We start from the raw sequence: 17600 nt of genomic DNA on the forward strand, positions 1-17600 counted from the left end.
CACCTTTTTATACCAAAAGGATTAAAGTTTATATCAAAAGGATTTTATGGCCATAAACATTTACGATAGCGACGACAAGTATTATACCGTAGGAAGTGTGCTCGATAATGCTGAATTTAAATCGGCATTAGTAACCGAAAGGCGGGAGAAGTATAGTTTCCCTTTTGGTGATGCAGAGATTGTGCAGATTGCTTTTTCAGGTATCTACATTGTTTATGGCGATGTACTGGCGAAAAAAAGTCGTGTACGCATTAAAGCTTTTGACGAACCTGAACTGGTAGAATTACATTTTTCGCTTACAGGGGGCGGGGTAATGGAAAATTACCTCACCAATAAACGGCTCGACATTAAAGCAAACCAGCACAACATTATATACAGCCCCGATTTTGATGGTATAGCTGAATTTCCGACCCATGGCCCTCATAAATTTTTCGAAGTAAATTTCGAAAGAGCCCGCTTTATTGATTTAACCAGCGAGAGTAGCACTTTATTAAGAAATTTTGCAGAAAAAACCATGAATAACCATTCGGTAGAACTTTCTTCCGAAAATCTTCCCATTAGCCTGGCGATGCACAGTTGTATAAATGATATTATGAACTGCCAGTTTACCGGCGGGTTAAAGTTATTATTCCTGCAATCTAAATGTCTCGAACTTTTGGCATTGCAAGCCCAGGCTTTTGAACTTGCAGCCCACAAAACCAACACTTCTACTATTAAATCGGCATACGATAAAGACCGCATTTATTATGCACGCGAATATTTGTTAGCCAATGCCAACCATCCGCCATCATTAACCGAGCTTGCAAAAACAGCAGGGATAAACGAGTTTAAATTAAAACAAGGCTTTAAAGAGGTTTTTCAGAACACTGTTTTTGGTTATTTAAGCGATTATAAACTGATGCGCGCTAAAGAACTCTTAACCGATAGCACCAAAAATATTAAGCATATTTCCGATGAACTTGGCTATTCTTCAGTACAGCATTTCAGCAGTGCTTTTAGTAAAAAATTCGGTATAAGCCCTGCAAAAGCAAGGTAGTTTAGTTTGGCGTCTTTAGTCTTTAGTCTTTAGTCTTTAGTCACAGATGCTCTCTACAGCCTATGGTTTAAGCCTTCTTCCTCTTTTTCTTCAGATCAAGATAATCTACATAATATAAAACTTTAACTGACAGGCTATTATTTTGAGGGGCATCTAAAATCTTACCCAGGTTTTTATTGTAACGCTCGGTATAAAAAGTATCATAAGTTTCTGCAGCATCCTTGTACGAAAGTGACAGTGTACTACCTGGGGCAAACTGCCAGGTATAAATTAAATCGATATTGAATACATTGTAATTTCTATCCATGCCAGTTAATGGCGCACCTTGATAATCCGTTAAATTACCATCGGGTTTAAGCAGGTAAAATTCTTTATTTCTTCTATCACTCCAATAATGCCTTAGTACAACGGTTAGCCCCATTAAATTGGTAAAGGTGTATTTAGCGTCAAATGAGTTTTCTACGGTTCTGCGGTCATATTTCGAAAAAATAGCCTGATTACCTTGTGCCGTTACCCAGTTTACGTAATTGTAATTCGGGTTAAAGTTTAAATCCAGTCCAAACGCCACTTTATCATTCAGCCTCCAGTTTTGAAAAAAGTAAAAATTATACATTTTTCCTTTAAAAAGCTGCTGTTCAAAAAAGCGGATATTTCCGCCAAAATTATAGGCTTTGGCACGGTTAGGGTTAATATATAAGCTTATACCATAATTTTCGGGAGCGTGGTAAAGCTGCCCATTCCGCGCTTCGTAAAAGTCGTTACTTTTTCTATCCCAGCTTACATCCAGCTCTGCCGACCATAGATTTTTAAACCGTACCCAATAACCGCTATTAAGGCCAATTTTTTGGTAAGCCGCTGGAATCGCCCTGCGCGAATAGGTTAAATTAAGCCAGCTTTCAAATTGGTTATACCATTTGCTTGGCTTATATACGTTATAACCAATACCAATCCGCTGATCTAAAAAGTTGTTATTGGTAAAGAATCCCATATCTGATGGATCAAATTTATCATCAGCGTATACCTGATTGTAACTCCAGGTAAAGTTACCGCTCTGTTTACCAAACCGCAATGTATAACTATACCCCGTACTCGATTCTTCACCCCGTAAATAGCTCATTTTACCACCGCCGTTTACGAAATATTTATTGCCTTTATTGTTTAAATTGAAAAGCAGGGCACTCACGTTGGCATCGTATGCAGCACCTTGCCTAAGCACGTTTGTGTTGATAAACGTAGCCGAACTGTTGTTTTTTAACGACTGATCGAAAACCAAAATATTATAATTGGTAAGTGGTTGTGTTTCTACCATCCGAAGGTTGCCCTGAGCATCCTCTACCTCGGTTTCCATACTATTGGTAATGGCATTAAAAATGCCAATACCGAGGCCTTTAGCCGTTCGCCCGGAAATCTTGGTGGCATTTAACACCTTGGCTTCAGTTTGATCTTTTACAATTTTATCCCCTCCAACCTCCTTATAATTATAATAAGCTGGTATAGAGCCAATCCGCTTCGAATAAAACAGGTCGCCTTTATTAAATAGCTCCGTTCCTTCTGTAAAAAACTGTCGGTTTTCATTAAATTTCACTTCAAAAGGGGTAAGGTTTAATATCCGGTTATCAGACTGTACCTGCCCAAAATCGGGCACTAAAGTCATATCCAACGTGAAGCTGTTGTTAATTCCATATTTAACGTCCATACCCCCGTTAAAACGTGATGTTGTATTTTTTACACCAGGCAAATTAACCGGATAATGGTTTACATAGGCTGAAATATAGGGTGAAAAGGATAATCTTAACGGAGGTTTAACATCTTTTATTCCCATCCACAATCCTTCCTGGTTGATAAAGCCATTTACTTTTGGGTCTACAAAATTCCAAAAGGTTTGCGTATTGCTCCGCTGTATCCTACGGCTAAAATTCAAACCCCAATTCTGGATATCCTTGCTAGAAAAGCGTAAGGCCGAATAAGGGATTTTCATTTCACAAGTCCAGCCTTTATCATCAATTTTAACTGCACTTTCCCATACCGCATTCCAGTTTGGATCTTCATCACCAACTTGCGAGTATTTGGCATCGAACTGAACACCCGCAGCCGTAACAAAAAAGCCGTTTCCGTTCATTTTATCGTAAAATGGATCTACAATAATCGAAATGAAATCGGCGTTGCCAATATTGTCTCTCGAAACCAGCTCGTGTGAAACACTGTCAGGATGATCGTACATTCGGGCATAAACATATATCGCAACATCATCATAAAGCACCTTCATTTCAGTGCGCCGATCGTGAGTTTCTACCTTTCCCGGATTTGGCCTGATCTGAATAAAATCAGTAGCAATTGGAACATTACTCCAACACTCATCATCTAAAATACCGTCTATTTTGGGACTTAACGAGGTTCTTTTAGCTTCAAGCTGTTTTTGCTTGGAGGTATCCTGAGCAGAACAAAAAGCACAAATAAATATGAAAAAAAGGAGGATGCAGCGTTTCATTTGTTTAGGTTAGTTAGGTATAAGACCGTGGCTTAACCAAAATGTTGCACCAAAAGAAAAATTTAATGTTCATCTTCCTAAAGTTTTGACTTTGAGTTGCTAAGATTTACAAGCAAAATTTGATACATTTGCCTTTTATTAAAAACAAGTAGCTTTTTGCCTTCAGGCATTAAGCTTTTAGCTTAAAAAAAGATGTTTGATAATTTACAGGACAAGCTAGACAGAGCATTTAAAGTACTAAAAGGACAAGGCAGCATTACGGAAATTAACGTGGCAGAAACCATGAAAGAAATCCGCAAAGCATTACTAGATGCCGACGTTAACTATAAAACAGCAAAAGCATTTACTGATGATGTGAGGCAAAAAGCTTTGGGCCAAAACGTACTTACTGCTGTTTCTCCAGGTCAATTGCTTACCAAAATAATGAACGATGAACTTGCAGCCTTAATGGGTGGCGAAGTTACAGAGTTAGATACTAAGGCAAACCCTACTATTATTTTAATTGCAGGTTTAAACGGTGCGGGTAAAACTACTTTTGCAGGTAAACTGGCTTTGCATTTAAAAGGCAAGGGCAAAAAACCTTTATTGGTTGCAGGCGATATGTACCGCCCGGCGGCTGTAGATCAATTGGAGGTTTTAGGAACCTCGGTTGGTGTTTCCGTTTATGCAAACCGTGCATCAAACGATCCTGTTGGTATTGCCTTAGAGGGTATTGCACACGGTAAGCAAAATGGAAATAACGTCATCATTATCGATACAGCAGGTCGTTTAGCGATCGACGAGTCGTTAATGAACGAAATATCTGAAGTAAAAGCCAAAACCAATCCGCACGAAATCTTATTCGTTGTAGATTCGATGACTGGTCAGGATGCAGTAAATACAGCCAAAGTATTTAACGATCGTTTAGATTTTACAGGTGTTGTTCTAACCAAATTAGATGGCGATACCCGTGGTGGTGCGGCTCTTTCCATTAAATCGGTAGTAAACAAGCCTATTAAATTTATCGGTACAGGCGAGAAGATGGAAGCACTCGATGTTTTCTATCCAGATCGTATGGCATCTCGTATTTTGGGTATGGGTGATGTGGTTTCGCTTGTTGAACGTGCACAAATGCAGTTCGATGAGAAGGAGGCAGCAGAATTGCAGAAGAAAATCCGAAAGAATAAATTTGATTTCAACGATTTCTACAACCAGATTCAGCAGATCAAGAAAATGGGTAACATGAAAGATCTGATGGGCATGATACCAGGCGTTGGCAAAATGATGAAGAACGTTGATATCCAGGATGATGCTTTCAAATCAATCGAAGCGATTATCAATTCAATGACACCATTTGAGAAAGAAAACCCAGATGCTATACAGCAAAGCCGCCGTTTACGTATTGCAAAAGGTTCGGGCAGCAAGGTAGAAGAAGTAACCAAGCTCATTAAACAGTTTGAAGATATGCGTAAAATGATGAAGCAGTTTTCTAACCCCGCAGCAGCAGCAGCCATGATGAAAGGTATGCCTAAAATGCCATTTGGCAGATAGTTTAGAGGCTCCAGGGCGTCATGCTGAACTTGTTTCAGCATCTTTAAATAATACAAATCCCGATCAGCTATGGTCGGGATTTTTGTTTGAGGAGTTTTAGAAAGGATTTGACCAATCAGGTTATTTAACACAAGCCTCAATGAAGCTAATTCAATCCAAAACCTATGCTAATATTCCCTTTTGAGCGAACCTTTTTTGATTTTAGAGTTGCAGCAACCCAATTTCCAGATGATCTCAACAACCTCAATGCCTCTTCATTACACTTATTATTTAATCCGCGTGTTACCACCGCATCTGTTATACTACCATCCTTTTCAATTACAAATGATAAAAAAATTCTTCCAATGGCTTTATCCTTTCTAGGCATTTTAGGGTATTTTGAATGAGTTAAAAGATATTTTTCCCATCCACTTTCTCCATTTGGAAAGTGAGCTTTTACACTTACTTCGTTCGAATAATAAACGCGATTTTCTTCAATTTTTTTTAAGTCTATGGCAATATTGCCATCCCTACCTTGAGAATAAAGTTGTTGACTTAATATCAGAAAAATTATGGTCTGTAATAGCTTTAACATTTTCAATATTGATTTAAGGTATAAAAATTATTAATCATATTCTTATATTAGTGATCAATATTCATCCCGAATAATTTACATCCGAATTTATTTTAATTAAAAATCAATGCTTGTAAAAACATACGGGAGTGCTGTTTATGGCGTAAATGCACTAACCATAACAATCGAAGTGAATATTAGCGCGGGTACCAAATACTATATGGTAGGCCTGCCCGATAATGCTGTAAAAGAAAGTTTGCAAAGGGTGGCCAGTGCCATTAATGTTTCAGGTTTTCGTATGCCTAAGCAGAAAATAGTGGTAAACCTAGCACCTGCCGACATGAAAAAGGAAGGCTCGTCGTACGATCTGCCCATTGCCATCGGCATTTTAGCGGCATCAGGTCAAATCCCGGCCAACGAGCTAGAAGATTATTTTATTATGGGCGAACTTTCTTTAGATGGGAGTATACAACCCATAAAAGGCGCTTTACCAATTGCCATACAGGCACAACAGGAGGGTTTTAAAGGATTCATCTTACCGAAACAAAACGTTCGCGAAGCAGCCATTGTAAACGATTTGGTTGCATATGGAGTAGAAAACCTGGCCCAGGTAGTTGCTTTTTTTAATAAAAGCGAAGCGCTGGAACAGGTTAAAGTGAATACCAAAGAAGAATTTTTAAAAAACATCAATAATTACGAACATGATTTTGCCGATGTTAAAGGCCAGGAAAATATAAAAAGAGCATTGGAAATTGCTGCAGCAGGTGGTCACAATGTTATTTTAATTGGTCCGCCAGGGGCAGGCAAAACCATGCTGGCCAAACGCCTGCCCACTATATTACCTCCATTAAACTTAAATGAAGCTTTAGAAACCACAAAAATCCATTCTGTTGCCGGAAAACTCGCAGCAAGCGATGCGTTAATGACGAGCCGTCCGTACCGTTCTCCGCATCACACCATTAGCGATGTAGCCCTGGTAGGCGGGGGGATAAATCCGCAGCCCGGCGAAATATCACTTGCTCATAATGGAGTACTGTTTCTAGACGAACTGCCCGAATTTAAACGAACTGTTTTAGAGGTAATGCGTCAACCTTTGGAAGACCGTAAAGTGGCCATTGCAAGGGCAAGGTTTTCGGTTGAATATCCAGCCAGCTTTATGTTGGTGGCCTCGATGAATCCCTGAAGTCGTGTTGACTTGTTAGCGGAGAACCCGAAGAAAGATGGGAAATTGCCACAACTACGTTATCTTTTTCAACGGTGACATATTCTGTGATTGTCTCAACAATAGCCCGTTTTTGAGGGAAAAGCATTTTTGACCATTCATTATACAGTTCCTTTGCTTCTTTCAACACATAATCAGTTGATGTAAGTTGTATTTTTTCAAAGTCGATCTCTCCTTGAAGTTCAGGAATCGACTTGTCAAGCTGCTTAACCTGAGATACGAGCGGCTGATAGACCGCAGCGAAATGGTCGCTATCAAGATCTCCATTTATTCTTAGTGGAATCAGATCATCCATTTGTTTACGCAACTGAGTTCGCTTTTTAACACTTTCAACAAGTAGCACTTCCTTGTCTTTCAGCCGTCCCATAATTTCTTCTAGATAGACCTGTGGGTTTACGTCGTTGAGATAACCTTTAAGAACTTGTTGATACACATCATCCATATCTTTAACCGAGATATTATTTTTGCAGTTTTTACAAGTGAATTTCTTAGCCTTGCTATAAACATACATCGACGTACCGCATTGGCACTTCACGAATCCGGCAAGCAGATATTCCGATTTTCTTCCCGTTTTAACCCGCTTGATTGCCTGCTCATCAAGAATGGAGTTGCATTTGTCCCATAATTGCTCGTCGATTAACGCTGGACAGGGCAGCACTATCCAGTCCTCCTCAGGTTTAGATACCCATTTCCTGCCTTCGCCAATACTTTTTGTATGGTTTGCAACACGAGCTCCTTTGGCAGTTGTATCCCTTAGTAAGCGGTCTATAGTTGTGTCGGAGAATTGAGATCCGTTTCTAGTCCGGTGGCCCAACTCGTTTAATCTATTGGCTGTGGTTTTCTTTCGTTGGCATTCCAAAAATATCTCATAGATTAGTTTTCGAACTGGAGCTTCTTTCTCGTCAATGACCAAAGTCTTATCCTGCCATTTATAACCGAAGCTTGCCTGTCCGCCTAATGGTTTGCCCATGCGTGCCCGTACGGGCACAGATGCAGCGACCCGGCTTGAGATCTCTTCCCGTTCCCACTCTGCCATTGCTGCAACGATAGTAAAAAACAATCTACCTGCAGGAGAACTGGTATCTATTTGTTCTGCAAGTGAAACCAAGTCAGCGCCTTCTTTTCTGAAGATTTCAGCAAATTCAAGAAGTTCCTTTGTACTCCGCGCTAGACGTGCTAGTTTGGAGAACACCAGACCTGAAATACGACCGCTTCTCAAATCTCTGAGCATACGTTGTGCCTCGGGATGGTTCATAACTGTCTTTCCCGATACTGCTTCAAGCCTATATACCTCGGCAACCTGCCAGTCCCTGGATTGTATATAGTATTTTGCCCGTTGTTCGTGATGTTCTGGGCTATCATCCTTAACCTGCATGTCTGTGGATACCCTTATCCAAATACCAACACGTTTTTTGTCTTCCATTGCACGGTGATTAATTTGTTGCTTAAAGATACCAAAAAATAAGCTAATTTAAAAAAAATTAGTAAACAATACACTCATTTACAGTGATTTGTAACAAAATACTAAATACTATTTTTGAGATGTTTTTTTCATAATTGTTTCGATAATGGCTCGTTTAATTTTTGCTTCTTCGTCAGACACCGGGACGTAAATTACAGTAACCCTATATCTCTTTACGGATTCTTTAGTAAGTGTGACCTTTCTTCCGCTGGCCATTCCTTTATTTCCATGACGCTTAGTTTGTTTTAGTTCCCCATCTTGAGGAGGATTTGATTGATCTTTCATTAGGAAGCATTTTAATTAATCGATTCACAATAGATTGGATGAAAGAGAAGCCTGTATGAATAGCTGGCTCTAGATACACAATCCCAACTGTTCCTTTAAGCAAAGTTAGTGGGGCAAAGCTCACATCTCAGCGTTCGAACCTCCTATCCGTCAAATCATTACCACCAAGTAGTTACTAAGATTTAACCCCAAATCGAATCTTTAAACGGCATAAAATTTGCTGTAAAACTATGCCGAAACTAATCTGGAAAATAATTGCAGGACAATGAAAACAGTGATCTTATTTCTTATTACAATCGTAATCAGCACAGGGGCGCTACTTGCATCTTTGAACGCGAAAAATCCTATTGTTGGACCACTTGTTGCCCTCGCAATGGTGGTACTTTTCGTGCTTTACCTTACCGGGAAAAACAGAAGACGTGTAAAACAACGTGAAAAAGAGCGCCTGTTTTACAACTATTTCAATGCGATGCAAAACAAACGCTCCAGATTTTAACTAGAAATTTCTCCTGGCATGGACTTCGTTAAGATGCCTTTCTTCTCCGTAATTCAGCACCTTTAGAATTTTAATCTGTTCGGCACTAAATGCAATATATTCGTTCTGATGATCTCCCAGGCTAGAAACAATACCATCATAACCCGCTTTCTTAAACAAATCATTCGCTTCTTGCGAATTCAGTGCATCATAAAGATCAGCAATCTCCCCCAAACCAATTTCCCTGTTCAATAGTGACAGAGCGGCTCTTGGCCGAAGTGTCCGGTCAAATGCAATCTCGCAGATAACAGGTGCCTGTTCAAGCGTTGAAAAAATACCGTGAATTCTTAAGTCTAACGGCTTGTTTATCGAAACTATGGCACTATAAATCCGTGGGCCAAAAAGCAAGGCATTTTCCACCTTATCAGCAAAAAAGAAACCATGTATCGTATTTCCCCATCCGGTATTACTACGTTTAAACCTGTCATCAAAATCGCCGAAATCGTAATATGAGCCGTGGTAGAGCAGCTCCGGAATTTCTAACTTCATATCATTTAATTTACCTGCTCCTGGAATAGCCTACAGACTTTTCGAGCGTGTCAAGTTTTTCTTTCAAAATGTGATTATGACATTCCCCTTGGTGTTTAAACACCTTATCGCCGAAAGTATAATGTTCGTGTCCGGGGTCATAACCTATTAGCAATAAGTCGTCGTCTTCGATCCAGGCATGCAGAAAAATTCCTTCTTGGTACCTACATGCGCCATAATAGCCGTTCCCGTGCTCTACATAAGAAGATTCAAAGCTCAGATCAAAGTGCATTGCGATGGTGACAAGATCCTCTGGATTGGGGATCCAATCAGTCTGATAGTCAACCTTTAGGGATCCTGGCAAATAAGCAACATCTATATCAGCGAAAAACCGCTTTGGCGCTTCAATGAAAAACGGCGGCCATTGCCCCTCTTCGTTCCGGGGAATACAATCTTCCATCTTCTGGAAAAGATCTGCGGCCATCATGAGCTGGCCAGCTGCGCCACAGAATTCTACTTCATTAAAAACATAATTGGCCATAATCTATGCCTCCAGAATTTTTAATTGCTCTGCTATTGGATAATTTGCCACCAACATCTCTGTTTTTGTTTTTTGGTTTCCGGCCTTGGCATTTACAGATACTTTTTGCCTAAATGCCATTTTCTGCCATTGCTGGTTACGGGTATATTTTTCCAGTATTGATGAAGGGTATGAGGACAATAGAAATTTCCCTTTGATCTTAGTCAACAAGTACAACAAGCTTTCATAATCCTGTAGACTGTATCCATCGTAATGACCGCAATCAGAATTATAATATGGCGGATCACAATAAAAGAAGGTGTTTTCAGAATCCCGGCTGCCGATGATATAAAGGGCATCAGCACATTCAATCTGGCAGTTCTGTAAACGGATAGCGAGTTCTTCAGTAAAACCGGATTTATGATGATGAATCTTTTTAGTGGTTGTATTGCTGGAAATGTCGAATCCCCAAGTTCCATCCAGTTGAGCGCTGAAACTTTGCGAACTTAATACCCATACTGCCCACGCCCGTTTCAAATCTGAAAACATATCTGGATTCGTATAAATAACGGATGCTCGGCGGTGCATGTCCCGGCTGTGCAGACTAATCCTGACTTCTTTCTCCAAGCTCACAAAGTCTTCCTTGGCTACCCGGTAAAAATTTACCAGCTCCCTGTTGGTATCGTTAATGACTTCAACCTCTGAGGGCCTCTTTGCAAAAAATACTGCTGCTCCTCCTATGAATGGCTCGCAGTACAGAGTATGTTTGGGGATTAGGGAAACAATAGTAGCGGCAAGCTTTTGCTTACCGCCGTAATAACTGATGGGTGTTTTTAACCGAACCTTACGCATCATCTTAAAATATTAACGTCCAACTTTCTGACCGGAACCATCGATAGGATATTGCTGCCAGGGTTGTTCCGGTCCGACTGAACTATCTGCAGCACCTATATCTTCCTGCTGGGAAGTCGAGGCTTGAGTCTGCGGCTCTAACTTGTCCATAAAAATCTGTTGGTCAGGGATTCGGTTTAAGTCTTTATCGAAGACTTCGAGTGCTCTTAGCTCCGGTCTAGCTGCAATATAGACTGGAAAAACCTGGTCATACAAACGCATCTCTGCTTTGAATAGTTTGCCTTGGGCCAAATGTTCGATGGCAACTTCTTTAATTGGCCCTGAAAGGTTAGTAAGGGGGTACCTATCCAAAGTGGCACTAAGGTCATAACCATATTCGGGATAAAATTTGCGCAGAGGATGCTGCTCATAGGCATCGAGCACATCCAGTGAAAGCTTCATCCAAATCTTCCTGGCATCCTGCTGCACATCAACCCCCTCCTTACGTTGAGGAAACACATTTTTTTCAATAGAAAACCCGGACAACATTCGATAAGCCTGCCATGCTGTAATCCGGTGGTCACGCTCCAGGTCAAACGTATGGGAACGCGGAGTAATTTCCATAGGCTTAAAAAGGAACACTCGATAATCGTTCAAAAACACCGAATCCGAACTTTTGCTTTTATTAAAGTTAAGCTGGTATTTGACGATATCTTTATTTGGCGTCCCAAGAATTTTTCCTTCATCGGACAGGTAGGAATTGCTAATGCCCAGCGAAAAGGTATTGAAGTCTTTCTCCAAAGCTTGCTGTAGCACCGCGTTCAAGCGGCTACCGAACCCCAGGTTGTCCAGTAACTTTTTGAGGTACTCAAAATTTTTCTCGTTCATAATTAATAATTAAAACATCCGGAGCTGGCTACCATGCCCAGGTGGTTCATAGCCCATTTCCTTTGCAAAATGTTCCGCCAGCGCCTGTACGAATTCATTGATATTTCGGTACGGTGTTTCTTTGAGATAATCAGTATAAAAAAAGTGAGACCGGTAGCCGGTCTCACTGATAATTTCCGAATCAGATCGGAATTCGACATGACCAAACATCGGATCCTTTCCATTATCCTTTTTCCCTGGCCACCAAAAACGATATTCAACGTTTACAGGGTGATCAAAGACATTAATTTCCAACTCCAGATTCTGTTTAAAATATTCAGGAATAATCATTTGATTTCAAAAGGTATACGCTATGCCTATCGCGATCGAGTCCGCCCGTATTCTGGAGCCTGCATACTAAGATTTGGCAGGTCCTTTTGAGCCTGCTGACGTTCCATAGCAGAAAGTGCCATTTTAAAGCCAGCGGTATATTCATCTTTCTGAGGCTCTTTATTGCTCAATAGGTTACGCAAACCTCGTAAAAGTAAATAGGAGATGCCACCATCCATTAAGACGGATACAACAAGTGCGATACGATCCGATAATATTCCATTGGGTTCCGAAGCACGGTGTTGAAAGGATGTCCCGTCAGAAAGCTCGACGAGTTCGCCAGACTGAAACGCTTTTTTTTGCTCTTCGGTGAGTAACTCCCCGTTAACTCTCTCAGGAGCCTGAACCTTGGTAGGAATATAGGAAATAAACTCTTTTGTCTCGGCATCATATTCAAAAATCAGGTGCTGAGCCCTACCATTTGGATCTTCCACTGTCTTTCCAATGCTGGCAACCTTTCCTTCAGTCAACAGCTTCTTGTCTTTTTCTGTTAACAAGGGATGGGATTGAATCTCATGATGAATAGGATGCGCCTGCAAACTGATCCAACCAGAATCAGACCTGTTGAGGGAAAGTTTAACATCCAATTGCTTTATCAAAAAGCCATCTGCTTGGACATTTTCTAGGGTAACGAGCCCTGTACGGCGTCCTGCAAGCATGGCACGAAGGTCATCTGGAGATAGTGCGGCTTTGCCCTCTTTCCAAAGCCCAATTCTGACCAGGTCATCTACTGGCAGTTCATTTTCCAAAAATAAAGGTTTCATAAATTAAAAATTAAGGTTAACGTTTTAGTCCATACGCCGCAGAGATCTCCGGTTCCTGATCAAATTGTTTTTCCATTGTAGCAGTAACATCAGGGATAGGTCTGCTGACCTGTGTGGCTTTAGCTTCAACTAAAGAAGCATACAAGCCGTCGGATTTAGATAGCGTAAACTGAGCTCCATTCCCCAAGTTTTCCATCCGAAAGCGGCTTTGTTTAAGGAGACTGATCACCCTGTAGACGGTATTTTCATAACCGATTTGGTCTCCCATCTGGAGATTTTTGGCGGGTCGTTTTTCCACTTCAGCGACTTTAAGCCCCTCCTGCTGATCTTGCTTCTGGACGCGCGTTCGCTCAAAGTCCATCAAATAGTTAAAGATTTTTTCAGCATCAGCGGCAGCTGCGTGAATTTCAAAAGGGGTATCCGTAAGAATTTTGACCCAATCCTTAACGTAAGCAATGTGTTGCCCCGGATCATGACCGATCTGAAGTTCTTGCCCAATTAATAAGGATGCAATTTCTGCCCTTAATTCTTCCCTGGCATATCCCTCAGACCCGAATTTATTCATCAGGCTTCGGTCTAATCTTGAGGGGTGTCCGCTCCAGTGTCCTGCCTCATGCAGTACCGTCGCATAAAATTTTCCGGGGCTGTCGAACTGAGCTTTTAACGGAACTGTGATCTGATCGGCGAGTAGGCTGTAGTATGCACGGTTACCCGCCTGATAGACAATATCGGCACCAGTACTTTTGATCAACTGTTCTGCACGCTCTAATGGATCCCAGCCAAGCTCGGCCGGACTGGTGATTTTCAGCTCTGGAATTCCCGCTACCTGCCTTGCATTAAAGACTTTTGCGCTGTTGATGATCGGCTTTTCCAACTTGATGAATTTCTTTTCTGGCTTTCCATCTGCATCTAAAATCGGCTTACCGTGCTGATCACGCTTAGTTTGTTCATCATAAAAGCGTACATACTGGATGGTTGTACCGTGTTCCCCCTTTTTAACCTGCCAATCTTTGGAAGCGGCCTGGTTATAAGTCATCCACCTCGGGTCGTCATATCCTGCAAGCAACAAAGAGAAAGTGTTGATTCCCTTATATCGGTTTCCGGAAATCACGTTATAGGGAAGCTGAAAGGCTGGACTGCCTGCTGCCGACCATGGCTTTTGCCAGGGTGCTGTTCCTGCCTTAAGCTGTTCAATCAGCTTTTCCGCCACCTGTACATGTAGGGCTTTAGGCGTTTCCGTTTTAGTACTCATCCTGATCCTCCTGTAAAATTTCGTCTTCAGGAAACTCGTCCGCATAATCGGCACCGTAAATGGCTGCCTCTTCTGGTGTTAGCTCCATCTGATCTCCTTCAGCAAGAAGCTGGAGCTTCCTTTCCAGCGAGCGGTTATAATACCAGTCACCAGGTTCATAAGGATTGTTCATGAAATAAGAATTAATTATAAGAATATTGATTACATGCTAAGCCTATAAGAAATCGTAATGGATTTATAGGAGAGCCACGAAATTTGGTGCTTAAATGAAGGTGTGGCCCGGTAACCCTTCCCGTCTGACCACTCAGTCCCAAATAATCTCCAGACCGTACATCTTGTCCATCAGCAACTACGGAAACTGATAAATGACCGTAAACTATCTCCAGTCCATTACTTTCCAAACGAATGAACTTGCCTAAAATAGGATGAATTCCTTGAGCGGTGATCCTGCCATCCACAATGGCAAAGACCGCCTCAAATCTGGCAGACAAGTCCACCCCGCTATGAAAATCTTTGTTTCCGGTGACAGGATGCTTACGCCAGCCAAAGCCTGAAGTCAAATTCATCGAGTTTAATGGAAGACAAAACTGAGCCATTAAATAAAACGGGGCAAGCAATAGCATCAAAAACAGGCTGACTGTTCCCCAGCGCTTACAAATCCGTTTCATTACCTGCCCAATCCAATACTATTGCCCTGCTGTAGGTCAGCACCATAGTCCAGCTCTAACATTTCCGAAAGAGGTCGCGTCGCAAACTCCAGTGCCTGCGGACTATCTTTCAAAGCCGCCATGGATTCCATTACCTGCCGCGGACTGCCGGTACTCTGGTACATGCTTAATCTGAGCAAATTCTTAAAATCAGCCACCTCCAGTTGCTTTACCTTGACTAGAAGCTCCTTATACAATTCATTGTGCGGTTTTAAAACCAGTAGCGCATCACTCTGGTAGCGTCCAGCACCTTTATTCCCAAATGCTACAAAAATGGTATCACTGTGCAAATCTGCTCCGATAACTGTACCCGCCTGGCCCCGCATCATGAAGGGATCTTGAGTAAGCTGGGGATGCACCATGACTGGCATACCTAGTAGTTCGTCCATATATTATTAGATTAGTGAGATTTATTATTCGTCCCAGGCATCATTGAACCTTTCATTGACGGAGGAACTTGTGCCGGCCTGGCGGCAGGTTTAAACTGTTTAACCAGCTCCTGTACTTCAAGGGTAATCCGGTTATAATTTTGAAGCAGGATTTCGTCCCTGTGCCCTTTGAAATTGTAGAAGAGTGGTAATTCCCTGTATGCCGCCTCTTCCTTTTTAATGGCGTTCAGATCCAGGTTCACTCTGCAATGAACCGTGGACGGCTCGAAGCTCCCTGTATATTCTTCTACTGCATCGGAAGCGAGCAAGCCTACCATTTCCCCTGCCTTTAATGCAGCAATCTTTCCTGCCGGAATCAGCGGCTCCAGCTTTTCGCTTAATGATAACGACACTTTACTGCGGTCAATAGAAACACTCTCACTAAGCTGCTTTACCTTTCCAAATATGCGCTCTAGCCAGTCTAGAGTATCTTTATTTTGAACTGAACCAGATAAAACGTTACCAACAATAGATGTGATTGTAGCGGCTGTTTCTTTGCCATATTGCTGCTGGATCTGCTGCATTGACTGGAAACCCAAAAGCGTCGCCACTTTATTGGAACGTGCCTGGGCCAAAAGTAGGTCAAGTCGGTTTATCATCAAGGATGCAGCCTCATCTATGATCAATCCTACGGGCAGATTGCCTTTGGTATTGATCAGTTTGGTAATCCGGTTCAGTACTACTGAATAACAAGCTGCATTGGTACTTTGGGTAAGAGGATCATTAGCCAGTATCAATAGGCTAGGAGAAACCGGGTTGTTGATCTTTAGATCAAAATCGTCACCTGAGAACACCCAATAAGTTTCCTTGGTGGCAATACGGCTGATGAAAATTTTCAAGGTTCCAACCTGGCCCTCCAGCTGCTCAAAAGCTTTTGCTTTATAAGCAGTCATAAATGGGGAAAGCAATGAGCTAAGTTCCTTATTAGAGAATAGTGTACTAAAGATGTCTTCATAGGAACAATTTAAAAAGGCCAGCACGTGAGGAAGGCTAGAGTACTTGCCTCCATCATGTTTGCTGAAAAAATATATGCAGGCTGCCAAAAAGTTGATTGCTGACTGCGTAAAGAATTGATCCGATCCTCCGGACTTATCTCCTTTCTTTAATGCTTCAACCAAACCTTCCGCCGTCTCCGATGCATCCGCAAGGGTCTGCAAATAGATTGCCTTCCAGGGGTTAATACGCCTGCTGCGTTCTGGCTCGTTAAGGTTAATTACGTGAAAGCTGAAATTTTGGTAATCTCCTTTTTGCCTTGCCAGTAAATAATGGTAATAGGCAATCTTTCCCAGGTCGGGGAACTTTATATCGTAGACCACAAGCGTCATTCGATTGGCTATCAAACCTCGGATCACAGGCATTACGATAGAAAAACTTTTGCCCGATCCAGGAACCCCGAGTAGAATCATGCCCCTGTATAAATTCTGCAATACTATATATCCCTTACGTACCTTTCCTTTGTAGTAAAACAGCATTGGTATATTTACCGCATGGGAACTAATCACCGGTTTGGTTGCCTGCATGAAACTTTCACCTTCGACATTCCATTTGTCCTTACCCAACTTGGAACTGATGATCTTTGAAATGTTGTCCATCGCCACATGCAAAGCCAGACAACCAATAAACGAACAGATGATATAAGCGAGCTCATACCAATTGGCCATAATTAGTACTTGCTGTCCTGGCTTTCCATAACACCAAAGTCCGACACCCCAGATGAACAAGGCAGCGCACAAAGGATAAATGATACTATTTTTAGGATTTAGGTCTTTTTGTTTTTTTCCGAGGGTTCCGACGGACGTCAGGCAAATGAGCAAAAGGGTAAAGGCCTTACTAAATAGCGGAGCCTGATAAATGAACATTTTACTAAGTCCCAGAAAAAAGCGGTGTAGACCGTAATGCTCCGCCCAGCGAAAGGATAGTATTTTAGTGGCATATACAAAGACAAGGATGTCAAAGGCTACAGAAAGGTATATGCCAAATTGCAGCAACCTATGTAGATGCTGTTGTTCTTTAGACTCTTCCATAAAAAATCAGAAATAATTACTTCTGCTCAGGCCTAAACACCGGAGATAGGAGAATCCATTACTCACAGGCAAGCCTTAGTCAGGCATTTGGAGCAGACCCTGAACAGATAAAAACTTTATATTAGCAGATATTAATGCCTTACTGGATAAACCGCTTCAAATTGACCCCCCTTCGCCACTTTAAAACGCCCCCCTTTGCCGAGTTAATTTGATAAGGTCCGCCAAAGCAAAAAGCCCC

At 41.7% G+C, this 17600-nt stretch carries 18 protein-coding genes and 1 pseudogene; 4 read left to right on the plus strand and 15 right to left on the minus strand.

Annotated features, from left to right (window positions below; translation table 11 throughout):
* Positions 1-46: 46 nt before the first annotated feature.
* Entirely contained in the window at positions 47-1036 is a 990-nt protein-coding gene (locus HDC90_RS23240; protein WP_184470743.1) for an AraC family transcriptional regulator, read from the plus strand.
* Between the two features lie 67 nt (positions 1037-1103).
* Here HDC90_RS23240 and HDC90_RS23245 read toward each other — a convergent pair whose 3' ends face one another.
* Positions 1104-3524 carry a DUF5916 domain-containing protein gene (locus HDC90_RS23245; protein WP_184470745.1) on the minus strand — a complete coding sequence of 807 codons (2421 nt, stop codon included), beginning with the start codon at positions 3522-3524 and terminating at the stop codon, positions 1104-1106.
* Positions 3525-3716: 192 nt separating this feature from the next.
* Between HDC90_RS23245 and ffh the strand changes: the two genes are divergently transcribed.
* Complete coding sequence (gene ffh, locus HDC90_RS23250) at positions 3717-5054, plus strand: signal recognition particle protein (protein WP_184470747.1); 1338 nt, start codon at positions 3717-3719, stop codon at positions 5052-5054.
* Between the two features lie 145 nt (positions 5055-5199).
* On the opposite strand, the gene HDC90_RS23255 is transcribed toward ffh, so the two are convergent.
* Positions 5200-5628: an energy transducer TonB gene (locus HDC90_RS23255; RefSeq protein WP_184470749.1), complete on the minus strand. Its 429-nt coding sequence runs from the start codon at positions 5626-5628 to the stop codon at positions 5200-5202.
* Between the two features lie 106 nt (positions 5629-5734).
* Between HDC90_RS23255 and HDC90_RS23260 the strand changes: the two are divergent.
* Positions 5735-6787: pseudogene (locus tag HDC90_RS23260) on the plus strand (YifB family Mg chelatase-like AAA ATPase); the annotation flags it as partial.
* Here HDC90_RS23260 and HDC90_RS23265 read toward each other — a convergent pair.
* Positions 6762-8252 carry a recombinase family protein gene (locus HDC90_RS23265; RefSeq protein WP_184470751.1) on the minus strand — a complete coding sequence of 497 codons (1491 nt, stop codon included), beginning with the start codon at positions 8250-8252 and terminating at the stop codon, positions 6762-6764. The pseudogene HDC90_RS23260 and the gene HDC90_RS23265 sit on opposite strands and share 26 nt — an antisense overlap.
* A gap of 108 nt (positions 8253-8360) precedes the next feature.
* The gene (locus tag HDC90_RS23270; protein WP_184470754.1) at positions 8361-8576 is read right to left on the minus strand and encodes a hypothetical protein; all 216 of its coding nucleotides are present in this window, start codon (positions 8574-8576) and stop codon (positions 8361-8363) included.
* Between the two features lie 265 nt (positions 8577-8841).
* Here HDC90_RS23270 and HDC90_RS23275 point away from each other — a divergent pair, with 265 nt between their 5' ends.
* The gene (locus HDC90_RS23275; protein ID WP_184470756.1) at positions 8842-9072 is read left to right on the plus strand and encodes a hypothetical protein; all 231 of its coding nucleotides are present in this window, start codon (positions 8842-8844) and stop codon (positions 9070-9072) included.
* Here the strand turns inward: HDC90_RS23275 and HDC90_RS23280 are convergent, their stop codons facing one another.
* From HDC90_RS23280 to HDC90_RS23330, 11 genes are read right to left on the minus strand one after another with little or no spacing between them, the layout of a single operon-like run.
* Positions 9073-9600: a hypothetical protein gene (locus HDC90_RS23280; RefSeq protein ID WP_184470758.1), complete on the minus strand. Its 528-nt coding sequence runs from the start codon at positions 9598-9600 to the stop codon at positions 9073-9075.
* Between the two features lie 10 nt (positions 9601-9610).
* Positions 9611-10120: a hypothetical protein gene (locus HDC90_RS23285; protein WP_184470760.1), complete on the minus strand. Its 510-nt coding sequence runs from the start codon at positions 10118-10120 to the stop codon at positions 9611-9613.
* 3 nt (positions 10121-10123) lie between these two features.
* Positions 10124-10954, minus strand: coding sequence for a DNA adenine methylase (locus HDC90_RS23290; protein WP_184470762.1), 831 nt, complete (start codon positions 10952-10954; stop codon positions 10124-10126).
* A 9-nt stretch (positions 10955-10963) separates the two neighbouring features.
* The gene (locus HDC90_RS23295) at positions 10964-11818 is read right to left on the minus strand and encodes a hypothetical protein (protein ID WP_184470764.1); all 855 of its coding nucleotides are present in this window, start codon (positions 11816-11818) and stop codon (positions 10964-10966) included.
* A 9-nt stretch (positions 11819-11827) separates the two neighbouring features.
* Positions 11828-12148 (minus strand): hypothetical protein, encoded by a 321-nt coding sequence (locus tag HDC90_RS23300; protein WP_184470766.1) that lies wholly within the window; start codon positions 12146-12148, stop codon positions 11828-11830.
* Positions 12149-12174: 26 nt separating this feature from the next.
* Positions 12175-12951, minus strand: coding sequence for a DUF4099 domain-containing protein (locus tag HDC90_RS23305; RefSeq protein ID WP_184470768.1), 777 nt, complete (start codon positions 12949-12951; stop codon positions 12175-12177).
* A 16-nt stretch (positions 12952-12967) separates the two neighbouring features.
* Positions 12968-14203: an ArdC family protein gene (locus HDC90_RS23310; protein WP_184470770.1), complete on the minus strand. Its 1236-nt coding sequence runs from the start codon at positions 14201-14203 to the stop codon at positions 12968-12970.
* Positions 14193-14375: a hypothetical protein gene (locus tag HDC90_RS23315; protein ID WP_184470772.1), complete on the minus strand. Its 183-nt coding sequence runs from the start codon at positions 14373-14375 to the stop codon at positions 14193-14195. The genes HDC90_RS23310 and HDC90_RS23315 overlap by 11 nt, the downstream gene beginning before the upstream one ends.
* Before the next feature lie 10 nt (positions 14376-14385).
* Entirely contained in the window at positions 14386-14871 is a 486-nt protein-coding gene (locus tag HDC90_RS23320) for a M23 family metallopeptidase (RefSeq protein ID WP_184470774.1), read from the minus strand.
* Positions 14871-15299, minus strand: coding sequence for a hypothetical protein (locus tag HDC90_RS23325; protein ID WP_184470776.1), 429 nt, complete (start codon positions 15297-15299; stop codon positions 14871-14873). Before HDC90_RS23325 ends, HDC90_RS23320 begins: the two co-directional genes overlap by 1 nt.
* 11 nt (positions 15300-15310) lie before the next feature.
* Positions 15311-17362 (minus strand): TraM recognition domain-containing protein, encoded by a 2052-nt coding sequence (locus HDC90_RS23330; protein ID WP_184470778.1) that lies wholly within the window; start codon positions 17360-17362, stop codon positions 15311-15313.
* Positions 17363-17600: the final 238 nt, after the last annotated feature.

It is taken from the genome of Pedobacter sp. AK013, from assembly GCF_014205835.1.
Lineage (GTDB): Bacteria > Bacteroidota > Bacteroidia > Sphingobacteriales > Sphingobacteriaceae > Pedobacter.